Source organism: Siculibacillus lacustris, from assembly GCF_004328075.1.
In the GTDB taxonomy this organism is placed as follows: domain Bacteria; phylum Pseudomonadota; class Alphaproteobacteria; order Rhizobiales; family Ancalomicrobiaceae; genus Siculibacillus; species Siculibacillus lacustris.
The window spans coordinates 89,733-105,258 of record NZ_SJFN01000004.1; the positions used below are offsets into that span (position 1 = coordinate 89,733).

The 15,526-nt window shown below is 70.8% G+C and carries 18 protein-coding genes; 9 read left to right on the plus strand and 9 right to left on the minus strand.

The features are described from left to right. Positions 1 to 278 precede the first annotated feature (278 nt). Positions 279 to 569 carry a hypothetical protein gene (locus EYW49_RS03980; RefSeq protein ID WP_131306437.1) on the plus strand — a complete coding sequence of 97 codons (291 nt, stop codon included), beginning with the start codon at positions 279 to 281 and terminating at the stop codon, positions 567 to 569. 182 nt (positions 570 to 751) lie between these two features. On the opposite strand, the gene EYW49_RS03985 is transcribed toward EYW49_RS03980, so the two are convergent. Then, positions 752 to 1,189 carry a CHRD domain-containing protein gene (locus EYW49_RS03985; RefSeq protein WP_323052978.1) on the minus strand — a complete coding sequence of 146 codons (438 nt, stop codon included), beginning with the start codon at positions 1,187 to 1,189 and terminating at the stop codon, positions 752 to 754. 92 nt (positions 1,190 to 1,281) lie between these two features. Next, on the minus strand, positions 1,282 to 1,512 hold the full coding sequence (locus tag EYW49_RS03990) for a hypothetical protein (RefSeq protein WP_131306439.1): 231 nt from the start codon (positions 1,510 to 1,512) through the stop codon (positions 1,282 to 1,284). 204 nt (positions 1,513 to 1,716) lie between these two features. Here EYW49_RS03990 and EYW49_RS03995 point away from each other — a divergent pair, with 204 nt between their 5' ends. The 5 genes from EYW49_RS03995 (at position 1,717) to EYW49_RS04015 (ending at position 3,748) form a co-directional block, all read left to right on the plus strand. After that, positions 1,717 to 2,055 carry a hypothetical protein gene (locus EYW49_RS03995; RefSeq protein WP_131306441.1) on the plus strand — a complete coding sequence of 113 codons (339 nt, stop codon included), beginning with the start codon at positions 1,717 to 1,719 and terminating at the stop codon, positions 2,053 to 2,055. A gap of 41 nt (positions 2,056 to 2,096) precedes the next feature. Next, entirely contained in the window at positions 2,097 to 2,675 is a 579-nt protein-coding gene (locus EYW49_RS04000; RefSeq protein ID WP_131306443.1) for a hypothetical protein, read from the plus strand. Between the two features lie 117 nt (positions 2,676 to 2,792). Then, a complete protein-coding gene (locus EYW49_RS04005) occupies positions 2,793 to 2,984 on the plus strand; it encodes a CsbD family protein (RefSeq protein WP_131306445.1) in 192 nt (63 codons plus the stop codon). A gap of 243 nt (positions 2,985 to 3,227) precedes the next feature. Further along, positions 3,228 to 3,458 carry a hypothetical protein gene (locus EYW49_RS04010; RefSeq protein WP_131306447.1) on the plus strand — a complete coding sequence of 77 codons (231 nt, stop codon included), beginning with the start codon at positions 3,228 to 3,230 and terminating at the stop codon, positions 3,456 to 3,458. A gap of 35 nt (positions 3,459 to 3,493) precedes the next feature. Then, a complete protein-coding gene (locus tag EYW49_RS04015; protein WP_131306448.1) occupies positions 3,494 to 3,748 on the plus strand; it encodes a hypothetical protein in 255 nt (84 codons plus the stop codon). A 79-nt stretch (positions 3,749 to 3,827) separates the two neighbouring features. Here EYW49_RS04015 and EYW49_RS04020 read toward each other — a convergent pair whose 3' ends face one another. From EYW49_RS04020 to EYW49_RS04045, 6 genes are all read right to left on the minus strand, one after another. Further along, on the minus strand, positions 3,828 to 6,053 hold the full coding sequence (locus tag EYW49_RS04020; protein ID WP_131306450.1) for an amylo-alpha-1,6-glucosidase: 2,226 nt from the start codon (positions 6,051 to 6,053) through the stop codon (positions 3,828 to 3,830). A gap of 15 nt (positions 6,054 to 6,068) precedes the next feature. Further along, entirely contained in the window at positions 6,069 to 7,157 is a 1,089-nt protein-coding gene (locus EYW49_RS04025) for a glycosyltransferase family 4 protein (RefSeq protein ID WP_131306452.1), read from the minus strand. A gap of 223 nt (positions 7,158 to 7,380) precedes the next feature. After that, complete coding sequence (locus EYW49_RS04030; protein ID WP_131306454.1) at positions 7,381 to 7,875, minus strand: YciE/YciF ferroxidase family protein; 495 nt, start codon at positions 7,873 to 7,875, stop codon at positions 7,381 to 7,383. Between the two features lie 98 nt (positions 7,876 to 7,973). After that, complete coding sequence (locus tag EYW49_RS04035) at positions 7,974 to 10,079, minus strand: catalase (RefSeq protein WP_131306456.1); 2,106 nt, start codon at positions 10,077 to 10,079, stop codon at positions 7,974 to 7,976. Positions 10,080 to 10,166: 87 nt separating this feature from the next. Then, positions 10,167 to 10,400 carry a hypothetical protein gene (locus EYW49_RS04040; protein ID WP_131306458.1) on the minus strand — a complete coding sequence of 78 codons (234 nt, stop codon included), beginning with the start codon at positions 10,398 to 10,400 and terminating at the stop codon, positions 10,167 to 10,169. A gap of 92 nt (positions 10,401 to 10,492) precedes the next feature. Further along, positions 10,493 to 10,786, minus strand: a complete 294-nt coding sequence (locus tag EYW49_RS04045; RefSeq protein WP_131306460.1) for a plasmid stabilization protein — start codon at positions 10,784 to 10,786, stop codon at positions 10,493 to 10,495. A gap of 208 nt (positions 10,787 to 10,994) precedes the next feature. On the opposite strand from EYW49_RS04045, the gene EYW49_RS04050 reads away from it, so the two are divergent. Both EYW49_RS04050 and EYW49_RS04055 read left to right on the plus strand, forming a co-directional pair. After that, positions 10,995 to 11,387, plus strand: a complete 393-nt coding sequence (locus tag EYW49_RS04050) for a PRC-barrel domain-containing protein (RefSeq protein WP_131306462.1) — start codon at positions 10,995 to 10,997, stop codon at positions 11,385 to 11,387. Between the two features lie 59 nt (positions 11,388 to 11,446). After that, positions 11,447 to 11,605 (plus strand): DUF3309 family protein, encoded by a 159-nt coding sequence (locus tag EYW49_RS04055; protein WP_131306464.1) that lies wholly within the window; start codon positions 11,447 to 11,449, stop codon positions 11,603 to 11,605. 209 nt (positions 11,606 to 11,814) lie between these two features. Here EYW49_RS04055 and EYW49_RS04060 read toward each other — a convergent pair whose 3' ends face one another. Continuing rightward, positions 11,815 to 12,801, minus strand: coding sequence for an HWE histidine kinase domain-containing protein (locus EYW49_RS04060; protein ID WP_165498118.1), 987 nt, complete (start codon positions 12,799 to 12,801; stop codon positions 11,815 to 11,817). A gap of 235 nt (positions 12,802 to 13,036) precedes the next feature. On the opposite strand from EYW49_RS04060, the gene EYW49_RS04065 reads away from it, so the two are divergent. Continuing rightward, the gene (locus tag EYW49_RS04065; protein WP_131306468.1) at positions 13,037 to 15,520 is read left to right on the plus strand and encodes a membrane-bound PQQ-dependent dehydrogenase, glucose/quinate/shikimate family; all 2,484 of its coding nucleotides are present in this window, start codon (positions 13,037 to 13,039) and stop codon (positions 15,518 to 15,520) included. Positions 15,521 to 15,526: the final 6 nt, after the last annotated feature.

The window sequence follows — 15,526 nt, forward strand, 5'->3', positions numbered from 1 at the left end:
AATGAACGACCTCGCCGGAACGGGGTCTCTCGTGTCCAATGATCCCGACGCCAATGACCGGCGCCGCATCGCGATTTTCGCCGGGGAAGCGTCCCGGCACGCGCAACTCGGATCGACGGAGGACGCCATGACGACGGTCGAACCGAGACGGCGTCCCCGCATGCGGGGACGCAGGACCCTCTTCTCCGAGCGCTGTCGACCATGACCGCGCGGCCCGGCGACGGGCGACGAGGAAACGGCGAAGCGGGCGCGACGACGGCCCGGCAGGAGAAGCGACGATGAGTTTCAATTATCTGATCGAAATCGACGAGATCGACACGGGCATCTTGGTGCGCGAGGGCGGCGCCTATGCCTTCCATGCGGTCGACGCGCGGGTTCAGGCGCTGGACGGGGCGGTGTTCCCGTCGGCGCCGGCCGCGGAACGCGCGGTGCGGCGGTTCCTGCGCGAGCGGGCGGGGCCGCGGCCGGTGCGCTGGGCGGGCACGCCGCGGCGCGAGATCGGCGATTGGGCCGGCTCGATGCTGTCGGGCGCGACTCCCGGTCTGGTGGCCGCGCCGCACGGTCGTTGAACAGTTCCGGCGGATGCCGTCCTCGACGGCCCGCCGTTCCAGTCCCCTCGATCGCCTCCCGCGCTGCCGGTTCGCCGGATGGGGGTGATCGACCGGACGGCCCGGGGTGACGGCCGGACTTCGACCCGGGAGGGCTCCTCCCGGGTCGCTTTTTGTCGTCCGATAGTGTCAGCGCCCGCCGGTCATTCGGCCTTGCCGAGCTGGCCGCGGATTTCGCCGGCGGGATGCGCGGCGGTGTGGACGTTGACGTAGAGGCGTCCGGCGACGAGGTCGGCGGCCTGGGCTTCGGTCAGGGTCGCGGTGCCCTCGAACGGGCTGGCGGTCGCCGCGAGCGGCACCAGGACGCCGGCGTTGGCGCCCTTTTCCGCGGGTCCGTGGATGTGGGCGGCGGTGGCCGGGCCGGTCAGACCGGCATAGCGGCCCTTGTAGGCGATCGTCCGGGTGGTCGCGTCCCAAACGACTTCGAACGCGCCGGTCGCCGCCGAGGGGTTGGGCGGCACCTCCTGCGCGGCCGACAGGGTCGCGCGGAAGGCGGTCATGTCGGCGAAGGCAGAGCCGCCGGCGGTCAGGGCGGCGGTGGCGATCGCCGCGGCGAGCAGAGTGCGAAACATCTTGGTCATCGGCACGGGTCCTCGTTGCGGCGCCCGAGCGGCCCCGCGTCAGGACAGAACGCCGCGCGGGCAGGGATCGTTCCGGATCGCCGGCTGCCCGGTCACGCGGCGCGGCCGCGCATCGGCTGCGGCTCGTCGGACGGCGACGACGGCAGATCGACGGTCGGCTCGCGCGGCGGCTCGACGGTGGGTTCGACCACGTCGGGGCCGACGCCCGGCAGGTCCTCAGGCACGGGGCCGGGCGTGATCTCGGGCGGGGGCACGCGCGGCGCAGGATCGGGCTGCGGCGTCGCGAGGGTGGCGACGGTGGCGAGGTTCGGCGATCGGGTCATGGCTGTCTCCTTCTCGGGAGGACAATCGCCGAGATCGGACGAGGTTCCCGGACGCGACCACGATCGCCGCGAGCGGAGGACGGAACCGATCGGCGGCGGAGGCGTTGTCTGGACGATCGACCGATGTAGATCGACTTCGAACAGCACAGCTCAAGTCGAACCGGTCGGCACCCGAGAAAAAACCCACTCAGAGGGAGATATCCGATGAAATTCATGAGCCTCTTCGCTGCGACCCTGCTCGCCGGCTCGAGCGTCGCCATGGCCCAGTCGACCGCTCCGGCGACCGGCGGCACCACCACGACCCCGCCCGCCGTCACCACCGCGCCCCCGGCCGGCAGCAGCACCACCAAGACCGACGCGATGGTCCCCGGTGCCAACAGCTTCACCGAAGCCCAGGCGCGCGAGCGGATCGAAAAGGCCGGCTACGCCAGCGTCAGCTCGCTGGTCAAGGGCCCGGACGGCATCTGGCGCGGCAAGGCCTCGAAGGCCGGCGCGATGGTCGACGTCTCGATCGACTTCAAGGGCAACGTCGCGTCGATGTGACGGACGCAATCGGTCCGACGACCGACGAAAGGACAGCTGAGATGACCACCCACACCCGACTCTACGACACCCATGATCAGGCGATGGCGGCGATCGAACGGCTGCACGTCGCCGGCATCGAAGACGATGCGATCGGCCTCGTCTCGCCGCAGACCGAAGACCGGCTCGGCAGCGAGGAAGACACGATCGGCGCAGCGACCACCGGCTCCGGTATCGGAGCGGTGCTCGGCGGCGGTGCCGGCGTGCTCGCCGGCGTCGGCCTGATGGCGATCCCCGGGCTCGGCCCGGTGGTGGCGGCGGGCTGGCTCGCCGCGACCCTGACCGGCGTGCTCGCCGGCGCGGTGGCCGGCGGCGTCACCGGCGGCATCGTCGATGCCCTGACCACGGCCGGCGTGGCGCCGGTCGATGCCGAAGTCTACGCCGAGGGCATCCGCCGCGGCGGGACCCTGGTGACCGTGCGCGTCCCCGATGCCGACGACGGCCGGGTGATCCGCGTGCTCGACGAGGCGCCGACCCTCGACGTCGGCGAGCGCGGTCGCCTCTACCGCGAGGAAGGGTGGACCGGTTTCGATCCGGTCGCCCGTCAGGTCGCGGAAGCCGAGCGTCAGCGCTCCGCCTGATCGACGGCGTGAGCCGTCGCCCCGATGCCGCGGGTCCGCCCGCGGCATCCCTCCCGATCTCCGTTTCACGGGCGACGTCGCGAGTGACGTCTCCCGCTCGACCCGAAAGGACATGCCATGAGCAGCACCGGTGACAAGATCAAGGGCTACACCAACGAAGCGGTCGGCAAGGCCAAGCGCGCGGTCGGCGATGCCACCGACGATCCGAAGCTGAAGGCCGAAGGCGACGCCCAGGAGGCGCGCGGCGACGTTCAGAAGACCGTCGGCAAGGCCAAGGACGCCGTCAAGGACGTGGTCGACAAGCTCTGACGTCGGCTCCCGCGACGGCCTTCCCCCTGGGGCGGGCGCGGGACGCGTGCCGCCCGGTCCGCTCCGGACCGGGCGGCCCGAGACGTGGGTCCCCCGAGGACCCCGGCCCCCATCGACCCGACGGTCGGTGGGGGTTTCGTCGTGAGCGGGCGACGGCGGCGACGCGATTCCCGGCGCCGGCGGAACGATGCCGGCGATCCGGCGTTGACCTCCTGGAAATCGCCGCCGTCGGAGACGCCCGCCATGTCGCCCCCCGCCCTCTACGGAACCTTCGCCTGTGTCCTGCGCCTGTCGGCGGTGGGACTGTTCGCCACGCTGGCGGCGCTGGTCGTGCTGTCCAGTGCGCCGGCCCGCGCCGCGCTGCCGTGGCTCACCGGGCCGTCGGTGGCCGCGGCTCTGGTGGCGCTGGCGATCGCCGCGGCGGTCGCGATCGGCGGCGGCCGCGAGGGAGCGCCCTCCCGGCATACCCGATGAACCCACGGGGCGCACGCCCCAGGACGGAGGACTCCATGCGCGGAAACGTCACCGATCTCTTCTGCACCAGCCTGCATCGCCGGTCCGCCGCCGGCCCCGATCCGACCGCGCCGGCGCCGGTCACCCCGCGGCCCGAGCCGGTCGCGCCGCATGCGCCGGAGATCGACGACCCGGCGCTCGATCCCGATCGCGATCCCGACATCACCCCGGGCATCGACGAGCCGGCCGACTCCCCGTTCCCGCCGTCGATCGATCTGCCGCCGGCGGCGCCGGAGCCGATCCCGATCTGATCGGACGATCGTCGTCCCGCACAGCAAGAAGCCCCCGATCGCTGCCGCGCTCGGGGGCTCTGTCGTTTCGGGCGGAGCGTCAGCTGGTGACCTGGATGCCGATCGGGCCGTCGCGGCGGGTGACCGACACCGCGGCCTCGTCGCCGACCCGGCGGATCGCCACGTCGATCGATTCGTCGCCGACCGCGAGGCCGGCGATCGAGACCTCGTCGAGCCAGGGCGGCAGGTGCGGCCGGTCGAAACAGATCCGCCGGTTGCGCAGGTCGAAGCCGAGGCCGAGAGTCGCCTGGAGCAGGGCGAGCGGGGCCGCCGCCGCCCAGGCCTGGGGGGCGCAGGCCACGGGATAGGCGGTCGGCCCTTGCGAGCGTTGCCGGGCCAGGCCGCAGAACAGCTCCGGCAGACGCCGCAGATCGAAATAGACCGAGGCGGTGAACAGGCCCTCGAAGATCCGGGAGGCCTCACGGCGGAAGCCGTAGGCCGACAGGCCGAGGGCGATCAGCGCATTGTCGTGGGGCCACACCGATCCGTCGTGATAGCTCATCGGATTGAACCGCGGTTCGCCGGCCGCGACGGTGCGGACGCCCCAGCCGGAGAATCCGGCGACGCCCATCAGTGAGGCGACCACGGCGGGCGCGCGTTCGGGATAGGCGATGCCGGCGAACAGGGCGTGGCCGGCGTTGGAGGTGCGCACCCGGCAGGGCCGCTTGTCGCCGTCGAGCGCCAGGACATAGGTGCCGAGGTCTTCGTCGAAGAAGGCCTCGTCGAAGCGTCGGCGCAGATCCTCGGCGCGGCGCTGCAGGTCGAGCGCCAGTTCGGGCCGGGCGAGCCGGGCGGCGATCTGGGCGGCGCCGAGCCAGCCGGCATAGACATAGGCCTGGACCTCGACCAGGGCGATCGGCCCGGTGGCGAGGCGGCCGTCGGCGTGGAAGATCGAATCGGCGCTGTCCTTCCAGCCCTGATTGATCAGGCCCTCGCTGTTGTGGCGGCCGTATTCGACGAAACCGTCGCCGTCGCGATCGCCGTAGCGGTCGATCCAGGCGATCGCCGCCTCGATGTTCGGCCACAGGGCCGCGAGGGTGGCGAGATCGTCGGTGCGCTCGAGGTAGGCGCCGGCCAACATCAGGAACAGGGGCGTCGAATCGATGCTGCCGTAGTAGCGGCGGAACGGCACCTCGCCGAGCTCGGCCATCTCACCGTAGCGGACCTCGTGCAGGATCTTGCCCGGCTCGGCGTCGGCGGCGGCGTCGAAGTCGACGGCCTGTTCGGCGGCGAGGTGGCAGAGCACGCCGCGGGCGATCGCCGGATCGAACCACAGGGTCTCGTAGGCGGTGATCAGCGCGTCGCGGCCGAACACCGTCGAGAACCACGGGATTCCGGCGTAGGGGTAGGGACCCTGTGGCGTGTCGGTGATCAGCACGTGGAGATCGGAGACGGCGCGGCGCAGGCCCTCGTCGAACAGCTGGTTGGAGGTCGCGACCTTGGCGCCACGGGCGGCGTGGCGGCGCAGCGCCTGGCGCGAGGCGCGCAGCGCCACGGCGAAGGCGCGTTCGACGTCGGGTTCGCGCGCCGCGGCCGCTGCGGCGTCGCCGGCCCCGACGCCGCAGCGGATCTCGACGTGGAGGATGTGGGCGATGCCCGGCGCGAGTTCGAGCACGAAGTGGGCCCGATCGGCGGTGAGGCTGTTCGGCACCGGAGCGAAGCGCAACAGCGTCTCGCGGACCCGGAAGTCGAGGCCGGTATAGGACAGGCCGACCGTGTTCTCGGTCACCTGGGGCGGATGGCTGGAGCCGCGCCGCTCGCGGCGGGTGCCGCGGACCTCGAACAGGTCGGCGAAGTCGGCGCCGAACGACAGGTCGAGGCCGACCCGCCGCGGTACCACGTCGTAGTTGCGTACCACCAGCCGCTCGTAACAGGCGCCGTCGTGCAGGAAGCGCGAACGGCGGATGTGGATCATGTCGTGGTCGAGGTACTGACGGCCGTCGCGATCGTGGAAGTCGGGATTGGTCAGGTCGCAGGTCAGCGTGGCGTTGTCGTCGCGGATGGTCGAGGACAGCAGGATCGGCCGCGCCCCGTCGATGGTCAGCAGCAGATGGGAGAGATGGCGGGTGTCGCGGCGAAACAGGCCCTCGACACTGCCGGCGGCGGAGAAGGCGTCGCCATAGTGATCGAACACGGCGAAGGTATCGTCGTGCTTCAGGGTGCGCGGCCGCTTCTCCTGATAGGAGGCGTTGGCGGGGACCACGAACTGCGGCCCCGCCTGTTCCACATCGGCGCCGCTGTCGAGCGCCGCTCCGGTCCTGTGCATGGACTTCCCTTTTCTTCAGACGCCGAGTGCGAGACGAGGGGCGACCCGGCGATGGCCGGTGGCGCCGCGGTCGAGGCTGCGGGCATGGCGGCGGTAGAGCTCGACATAGTCGTCGGCCATGCGGGTCGCCGAGAAGCGGGTCTCGAAGGTCTCGCGGATCCGCGCCCGGTCGAGGCCGAGCAGGCCCGGCATCGCCGCGACCGCCTGGTCGAGGTCGTGGACGACGGCGCCGGTGACGCCGGGCTCGATGATCTCGGGAACCGAGCCGCAGCCGAAGGCCAGCACCGGCGTGCCGCAGGCCATCGCCTCGATCATCACCAGACCGAAGGGCTCGGGCCAGTCGATCGGGAACACCAGGGCGAGAGCATCGCCGAGGAACCGGGCCTTTTCGCGTTCGTCGATCTCGCCGATGAATTCGACCCGCGGGCTGGCGCGGACCATCGGTTCGATAACTTCTTCCCAATAGGCGGCGTCGGCCTTGTCGATCTTGGCGGCCATCTTGAGCGGCAGGCCGCAGGCCTCGGCGATGCGGATCGCCCGGTCGGGGCGCTTCTCCGGCGAGATGCGGCCGAGGAAGGCGAGATAGCCGGAGGTGTTCAGGGGTGAGAAGCCGAGGACGTCGAGCGGCAGGCCGTGATGGACGGTGCCGGCCCAGGTGACGGGCGGCATCGGCCGGCGCTGGTGATCGGAGATCGAGACCAGCGGGAACTCGGTGAAGGCCGCGTAGAGCGGATGGGAATCCTTCAGGTCGAGGCGGCCGTGCAGGGTGGTCAGGGTGTGGCGGGCGTGTTCGCCCATCATCGGGTAGTGCAGCAGGTCGACGTGGAAGTGCACGAGGTCGAAGTCGGCGGCGCGGCGGCGCACTTCGTCCAGCATCAGGAGATGATGGGGCAAGGGATCGATCACCGTCGGATCGAGCCGCAGGGCCTTTTCGGCGCAAGGGACGAGTTCGGCGGACGTGACCGAATCACCGCTGGCGAACAGCGTCACGTCGTGACCCTGGCGCACCAGCTCTTCGGTCAAATAGGAGACGATGCGTTCGGTGCCACCGTAGAGTTTCGGCGGGACACTCTCCGCGAGGGGGGCGATCTGCGCGATCCGCATGGCGTTCCTCTCTGTTGTCGAGCGGCGCCGCTGCGGTGCCGTCTCGCCGTCAACGCCGCTGGCGCCGATCGGGTTCCCGATCGGGCGGCGGCGGGCGGCGCGGCGCGGCGGCGGCGACCGACGCAAAGGAACGGGGCGGGCGAAGCCGATGGCCTCCGCCCACCCCTTCCGAGGTTCGGTCGCGAACGCGGTCACGAGCCCGCGACGGCTCGCGCCCGGAGCCTCACTCGGCGGCCATCGCCGTGTGATTGATGCGCGCGCCGGCGAGCTCGGTCAGGCGCTCGTCGGTGGCGACCTCTTCCTTCAGGGTCTCGGCGAGCAGCGCGGCGGCCTCGGGCATGCCGAGCTCGTCGGCCCAGGCCTTCAGCGTGCCGTAGCGGGCGATCTCGTAGTGCTCGACCGCCTGAGCGGCGGAAACCAGGCCGGCGTCGAGGGCGGGCGTGCCCTTGAAGCTCTCCATCACCTCGTCGCCCTCGGCGAGGATGCCTTCGATGGCGTCGCAGGTCTTGCCCTGGGCGCGCTTGCCGAGGAGCTCGAAGATCTTCTGCAGACGTTCGATCTGGCCTTCGGTCTCGTCCTTGTGGGCGCCGAAGGCCGCCTTGAGGTCCGGGCTCGACGCGCCGCGCGCCATCTTCGGCAGGGCCTTCAGGATCTTGCGTTCGGCGTAGTAGATGTCCTTGAGCGTGTCGTGAAACAGCGTCTCGAGCGTCTTTTCCATGGGTCGTTCTCCGAGGGTGGGGGGAAACGGGGCCGGGCGCGCCTTTCGCATCGCCGGCCGGGGCGGACGCGGACGGAGCCGCGTCCGAAAGCCTCGCCTCAGGCGAGGGTTCTGAGGGTCGCTTCGCGCGCCCAGTGGCGCCGGGCGGCGGCGGCGACGAAACCGGCGGCGTCGTCGAGGGCGATCACCCCGTCGTCGACCTTGGCGCCGGCCTTGCGCAGCAAGGGGGCGGCGGCGGCGGTGTGGCCGATGGTCTTGAGATGGCCATAGGCGTCCATCACCCACTGCACCGCCGCGGCTTCCAGGGTCAGGATCTTGGTCGCGTCGTCCGAGAGCAGGACGGCGATGGCGTCGAACAGTACCGACGGCGAACCGAGGAGCTGGCCGTCGACGGCCGCCGTGGTGCCGTCGGAGAGGGTCACGCCGTGGACGCGCGGGGCCACCACGAAGGCCACGCCGCCGGCGTCCTCGATCGCGTCGATCAACACATCGAGCGTCGCCGCGTCGCTGCCGTCGGCGATCAGCAGGCCGACCTTGCGACCTTTGAGGGTCTCGACGGCGTTGGCCTGGATGCTCAGGGCCGGCGACGGCTCGAGGTCGATCGGCGCGCGGGCCGGCGGGTTGGCGGCCGGCAGCGGGATGCCGAGGCCGGCGGCGACGCGGGCGGCGAGATCGGCGTCGACGTTGAGCAGGTTGCCGACCATGCGGGCCGGAACCCGGGCCAGATTGACCTTGGACAGTTCGAATACGAAGGCCGAGGCGACGTGGGCCTGTTCGGAGGCGGTCAGCGAATGGAAGAACATCGCCGCCTGGCTGTAGTGATCGGCGAAGGTCTCGGGGCGGACGCGCAGCTTGTCGCCCTGTTCGTCGCGGGCGGCGCGACCGGCGGCGGTGTGGAAGCCGGTCGCCGGCGCTTCGCGCGGGCCGCCCGGCTCGCCGTGGTCGGCGAGGCTGTTGGGCTCGTAGTTGGCGCGGCCCTTGGGCACCTGCATCTGCATCTGACCGTCGCGCTGGAAGTTGGCCATCGGGCACTTCGGCGCATTGATCGGAATCTGGTGGAAATTGGCGGTGCCGAGGCGCGACTTCTGGGTGTCGAGGTAGCTGAACAGGCGGCCCTGCAGCAGCGGATCGTCGCTGAAGTCGATGCCGGGGACGATGTTGGCCGGGCAGAAGGCGGACTGCTCGGTCTCGGCAAAGAAGTTGTCGGGGTTGCGGTCGAGCACCATCCGCCCGACCATCCTGAGCGGCAGCAGTTCCTCGGGGATAAGCTTGGTCGAATCGAGCACGTCATACGGGAGAGAATCGGCGAACTCCTGATCGAAGATCTGCAGGCCGAGCTCCCATTCCGGGAAGTCGCCGGCGTCGATCGCCTCCCACAGGTCGCGGCGATGGAAGTCGTTGTCGGCGGCCTGGAGCTTCAGCGCCTCGTCCCACAGGGTCGACTGGGTGCCGAGCTTGGGGCGCCAGTGGAACTTGACGAAGGTCGAGGCGCCCGCCGCATCGACGAGGCGGAAGGTGTGGATGCCGAAGCCCTGCATCATGCGCAGCGAGCGCGGCAAGGTGCGGTCGGACATCGCCCACATCAACATGTGGGTGGTCTCCGGGCTCAGCGAGGCGAAGTCCCAGAAAGTGTCGTGGGCGCTGCCGGCCTGGGGGAAGGCGCGGTCGGATTCCATCTTCACGGCGTGGATCAGGTCGGGGAACTTGATCGCGTCCTGGATGAAGAACACCGGGATGTTGTTGCCGACCAGATCCCAGTTGCCCTGCCGGGTATAGAACTTGACCGCGAAGCCGCGGACGTCGCGCGGGGTGTCGACCGAGCCGGCGCCGCCGGCCACCGTCGAGAAGCGCGCGAGCACCGGCGTGCGTTCGCCCGGCCGCTGGAACAGATCGGCGATGGTGAGGTCGGCGAGCCTCTCGTAGACCTCGAAGAAGCCGTGGGCGGCCGAGCCGCGGGCATGGACGATGCGCTCGGGAATGCGCTCGTGGTCGAAGTGGAAGATCTTCTCGCGCAGCACGAAGTCTTCGAGCAGCGTCGGGCCGCGGGCGCCGGCCTTGAGGCTGTTCTGATTGTCGGAGATCGGGATCCCCTGGTCGGTGGTCAGGCGGGCCACCGCGGCCTTCGCCTTCGGGTCGGAGGACTCGTGCTGATGGGTCTCGCCGCCGGTGCCGAGGTCGGTATCGAAGGAGGAATCGTCGATCATCGGGTTCAGTCTCCGAAAAATGAGCAAGGAAGAGCCGCACCGGTTCCGGGGGGGAACGGCTGCCGTGGGGTCGCAATCGGGTCGTGGTCAGAGGGCCGTGGTCCGCCGGCAGGTCCGGGGGAGCGGGCAGCGGCACAGGCGCTGATGGATCGCCAGCGACACCGGCATGGCGACGGACAGCGACAACAGCGCCAATCCGGAGATCCACACCACCGGGCCTTCGGCCGGGGCGGCGGCCAGTACCGAGGTGGTCGACAGGAGCATCAAGGCGCCGGCGACGCCGCCGTAGACCAGCAACCCTCGCAACATCTCTCTGCTCATGATCGCCTCCCCGTGTCGTTCAGCGAGGCAACGCCGCGATCGCGCCGAAGTTCCGGGGGGTCGCGCAATTCTGCGGCCGATCGCCGTCGCGATCACGCGTCGCGGGCGCGGCGGGTCGCGGCCGCCTTCTTCGCGGAAGCCGAGCGTTCCGCCGCCGGTCGGGACGCCGCCGCCGCACCGCCGGCGTGCGCCGCGGGATGGCCGGTCACGACGCCGCGGCCCGAGCCGCCCGGCTTCTTGCCGCCGCCGTCGTCCTTGTTGACGGTCGCCCAGGCGATCGCCTCGGCCTCGTCCGGCGGGGTGCCGCGGGCCTCGTAGCCGTCGGCGATGTGGGCGGCCTTGCGCTTCTGGCGGTCGGTGTACTTGGACTTGTCACCCTGGGGCATCGGGGCCTCCTGCCTTCGATTCCGACGCGAATGCATCCTGCGCAAACGCCCGAGGCGCGCGCCGGTTCCCCGCCGTCGCGTGCCGCCGGTGGGCATCTGCCGTGCTGCGGTGCGGTGTAGCCGCGGCGGAACCCGATCCGTCGTTGCGGCGTTCTCACCGCAAGCCGGACCGTGAGCCCGGCTGTGCAACCTTCGAAAGGACTTCGTCATGAAGCGGATCTTCACTCTCCTCGGCGCCACCGCCGTCCTCGCCACGCTCGCCACCGCGCCGGTGTTCGCTCAGGGTGCGGCTCAGACCGTGGCGCTGATCAAGGTCGACACGCAGACGCTGGCGACCGGCTGGCGCACCTCGAAGATCGTCGGCGCGGCGGTCACCAACGAAGCCGGCGACAAGGTCGGCTCGATCGACGACCTGATCGTCACCCCCAACGAGAAGGTGCCCTTCGCGGTCCTGTCGGTCGGCGGCTTCCTCGGCGTCGGCAACAAGCTGGTGGTGGTGCCCTATTCGTCGCTGAACGTGGTCGACAAGAAGCTGGTTCTGCCGGGCGCCACCAAGGACTCGCTGAAGACCCTGCCCGAGTACACCTACGCCACCAACTGACGATCCACGCCCGGTTCCCGCTCTGCCCGGGAACCGTCGACCGACGGAGGGAATGAGCCATGACCTTGGGAACCATCCTGCTGATCGTCCTCGTCCTGCTGCTGCTCGGCGCTCTGCCGACCTGGCCGCACAGCGCCGGCTGGGGCTACTACCCGAGCGGCGGGCTCGGCCTGGTGGTGCTGATCCTGGTCGTCCTGTTGGCGACCGGACGGATCTGACCACCGCCGACACGACCCTCTCCCGATCCCGACGGCCGGCGCTCCGCGAGGAGCGCCGGCCGCTCGCGTTCGTGGGGGCGGTCCCGCGCTGCGACCGACATGCGTGCGGACTGCATATCTGTGATCCCGGAAGCGACTCTTCGGGTGCACGCGGCGGGCCGCACCGCCGCCGCGAAGGTGCGGCCCAGCGGGGATCGGCCGCGGGGCGATCAGTCGAGCGGCGGCGGGGCGAGCCGGTCGGCGGGGATGCGGATCACGCAATCGAGCCCGTCGGGCAGGAAGCGGCGCTCGACCCGGGCGGCGAGTTCGAGCGGCATCACCTTCTCGATGATGGTCGAGCCGAAGCCTCGGGCGGTGGGGGGCGCGAGGTCGCGCAGGCCGGTTTCGCGCCAGACGATCTCCAGATCCCCGGCGCCGGCATCGAGCGTCCAGCTGACCGCGAGCCGGGTGTCGGGACGGGCGAGCGCACCGTATTTGGCGGCGTTGGTGGCGAGTTCGTGGATCGCCAGACCGAGCGCCTGGGCTCCGGTACCGTGGATCCGCACCTCCGGTCCCGACAGCGAGACGCGGTGGTCGCGGGCGTCGTAGAGGGACAGTTCGCCCTTCAGCAGTTCGCCCAGATTCATCCCGTCCCAGCCGTTGCGGACCAGCAGCTGGTGGGTGCGGCCGAGCGCCATCAGGCGTTCGTCGAAGCCGTCGAGGAAGCTCTCGAGCGAGGCGGCATTGCGCGCGGTGCGCCGCGCGATGGCCATGATCGTCGCGAGCATGTTCTTGATGCGATGATCGAATTCCCGCGCCACCACGCCCTGGAGGCGTTCTGCGGCGACCAGTCCGGTGACGTCCTCGGCCTTCTGCAGGAGACCGCACGGCCGGCCTTCGCCATCGAACACCGGGATGTGGTGACAGGTCCACCACACGTCCCTGAGGCCGCCCCGGCCATCGGGAATCCGGAACAGGCGGCGGACGACGGTGTTGGCCTCGCCGGCGGCGGCCCGCTCGAAGGCGCTGCGGAACAGCGCGAGCGCTTCGCCCTCCTCGGGGAAGGCCTCGAACACGTGGCGCCCGATCAGGTCTTCGCGGCTGCGGCCGGTCACCGCGAGATAGGTGGCGTTCATGTCGACGAACCGCAGCTCGCGGTCGAGCAGCATGTAGGGGCTCGGCAAGGCGTGGAACAGGCGTTCGAAGTCGATGTTCATGCCAGTTCTCCGGCGGGCCCTCGGGCGGGGCGACGGTCGGCCACTCATACCACGCGCGTACGGACTCGAACCGTTCAGATAAAGCGCAGCGCGAACCTGACTGTGATGAAGGAACTCCCGAGCGCGCCGAGCGTTTCATCGAGTGACTCGACCATCCGCACGGGACGGTCGCCGCCGGTCGCGATGCGGTCACACCGGCGGCCGTCGCCTCGGCCGCGTCTGCGAAGGTTCGTGCATGACCCGGGATCGTTTCTTCACCGCCCTCGGCCGGGGGATCGGTATCGTGTTGTTTCTGATCGGCGCGGCCCTCGGTGCGGCCGGCCTGTGGCTCGTCCAGCTCGACGGCTCCTGGTACTACGCGGCGGCCGGGGCGGCGCTGATCGTCACGGCGATCCCGGCCACGGTCGGACATGTCGCGGCCCCCTGGCTCTACGGCCTGTTCCTGCTGCTGACCACCGGCTGGGCGGTCACCGAGGTCGGATTCGACGGCTGGCGCCTGCTGCCGCGGCTCGATCTGTGGATCGGCCTCGGGCTGGTCCTGGCGCTGCCGTGGCTGTTCGGACGGGCGATCCGCGGACGCGGCGATGCCCTGTCGCCGATCGTCGCCTCGGTGGTGGTCGCCGGCGGGGTGCTGGCGGCGGGGTTCCTGCAGCCGGCGCCCGGACTCTCCGGCCGGATCGATCGACCGCCGCACGCGCCCGTCGGGGCGCCGGCGACGGTCGCCGACGGCGACTGGACCGCCTACGGCCGCTCGGGCCGCGGCGACCGCTTCGCGCCGGCCGCCCAGATCACCCCGGACAACGTGTCGGGTCTGTCCGTCGCCTGGACCTATCACACCCGCGATCTGAAGGGCCCGGGCGACCCCAAGGAGATCGCCAACGAGGCGACCCCGCTCGCCGCCAACGGCCTGCTCTATCTGTGCACGCCGCACAACATCGTCGTCGCCCTCGATCCCGACAGCGGCCGCGAGGTGTGGCGCCACGATCCCGGCATCGACCGCGACGCGGCGGCCTATCAGCACATGATCTGTCGCGGCGTGTCCTATTGGGACGGCGTCGGCCATGTGCCGGCGCCGGTGGTGCCGGCGGCAGTCGAGGCTCCGAGCGATCCCGCGGCGCCCACTGCCCCGGCGATTCCCGCTCCGGCCCCGTCGGCGGGACCGGCGTCGTCGGTCGCCCCGGTGGCGACCCCGAGCGCCGCCTGCGCCCGCCGGATCTTCGCGCCGACCGCCGACGCGACGATCATCGCGCTCGACGCCGACACCGGCGCGCCGTGTCGGGCGTTCGGGCGCGACGGCGTGGTCGATCTGAAGGCCGGCCACGGGGCGATCCAGCGCGGTCGCCTCAATCCGACCTCGCCGCCGACCGCCACCCGCGACATCCTGATCGCCGCGGCGAGCGTCACCGACAACGAATCGACCGACGAACCGTCGGGCGTGGTGATGGGCTTCGACGTCGACAGCGGCCGGCTGGTGTGGAACTGGGATTCGGGCAACCCGGACGAGACCGAACCCTTGCCGCTGGGCCGCAGCTACGTCCACAACTCGCCCAATTCGTGGAGCGTCGCCAGCGTCGACGAGAGCCTCGGTCTGGTCTATCTGCCGATGGGCAACCAGACCCCCGACATCTGGGGCGGCAACCGCACGGTCGAGGGCGAACGCTTCAATTCGTCGATCGTCGCTCTGGAACTCGCCACCGGCCGGCTGCGCTGGGTCCAGCAGACGGTGCACCACGATCTGTGGGACATGGACATCGGCGGCCAGCCGAGCCTGGTCGATCTGCGCCGTCCGAGCGGTGAAGTGGTTCCGGCGATCGTCGCCTCGACCAAGCGTGGCGACCTCTGGGTGATGGACCGCCGCGACGGGCAGCTGTTGGTGCCGGCGCCGGAGAAACCGGTGCCGCAGGGCGCGGCCGAAGGCGACCGCGTCGCGCCGACCCAACCCTTCTCGCAGCTGACCTTCACGCCCGCGCCGCTGCGCGAGGTCGACATGTGGGGGGCGACCCCCTTCGATCATCTCGCTTGCCGCATCCTATTCAAGGGTCTGCGCTACGACGGCATCTTCACGCCGCCGTCGGAACAGGGCTCGCTGGTTTATCCCGGCAATTACGGCGTGTTCGACTGGGGCGGCATCACCATCGATCCGACCCGCCAGATCCTGGTCGGCAATCCCAACTACGTCGCCTTCGTGTCGCGCCTGCATCGGCGCAGCGCGGAGACGGCCGCGGGCGCGACGGGCAGCGAACAGGGCCTGCAGCCGATGACCGGCACGCCTTTCGCGGTCGATCTGCATCCGCTGCTGTCGCCGATCGGCGTGCCCTGTCAGGCGCCGCCGTGGGGCTTCGTCGCGAGCGTCGACCTCACCACCATGACCCGGGTGTGGATGCATCCCAACGGCACCACCGAAGATCAGGCGCCGTTCGGGATGCGCCTGCCGGTCGGGGTGCCGAGCCTCGGCGGCGCGATCACCACCGGCGGCGGCGTGGTGTTCATGGCGGCGAGCCTCGATTCCTATCTCAGGGCCTACGATATCCGCAGCGGCGAGACCCTGTGGCAGGCGCGGCTGCCGGCCGGCGGTCAGGCGACGCCGATGAGTTTCGTCGCGCCGAAGAGCGGCCGCCAATACGTGGTGGTGATGGCCGGCGGTCACGGCTCGCTCGGAACGAAGATGGGCGATTCGTTGATCGCCTATGCCCTGCCGACCGGCGCCACGCGGCCGTGAGGTTGC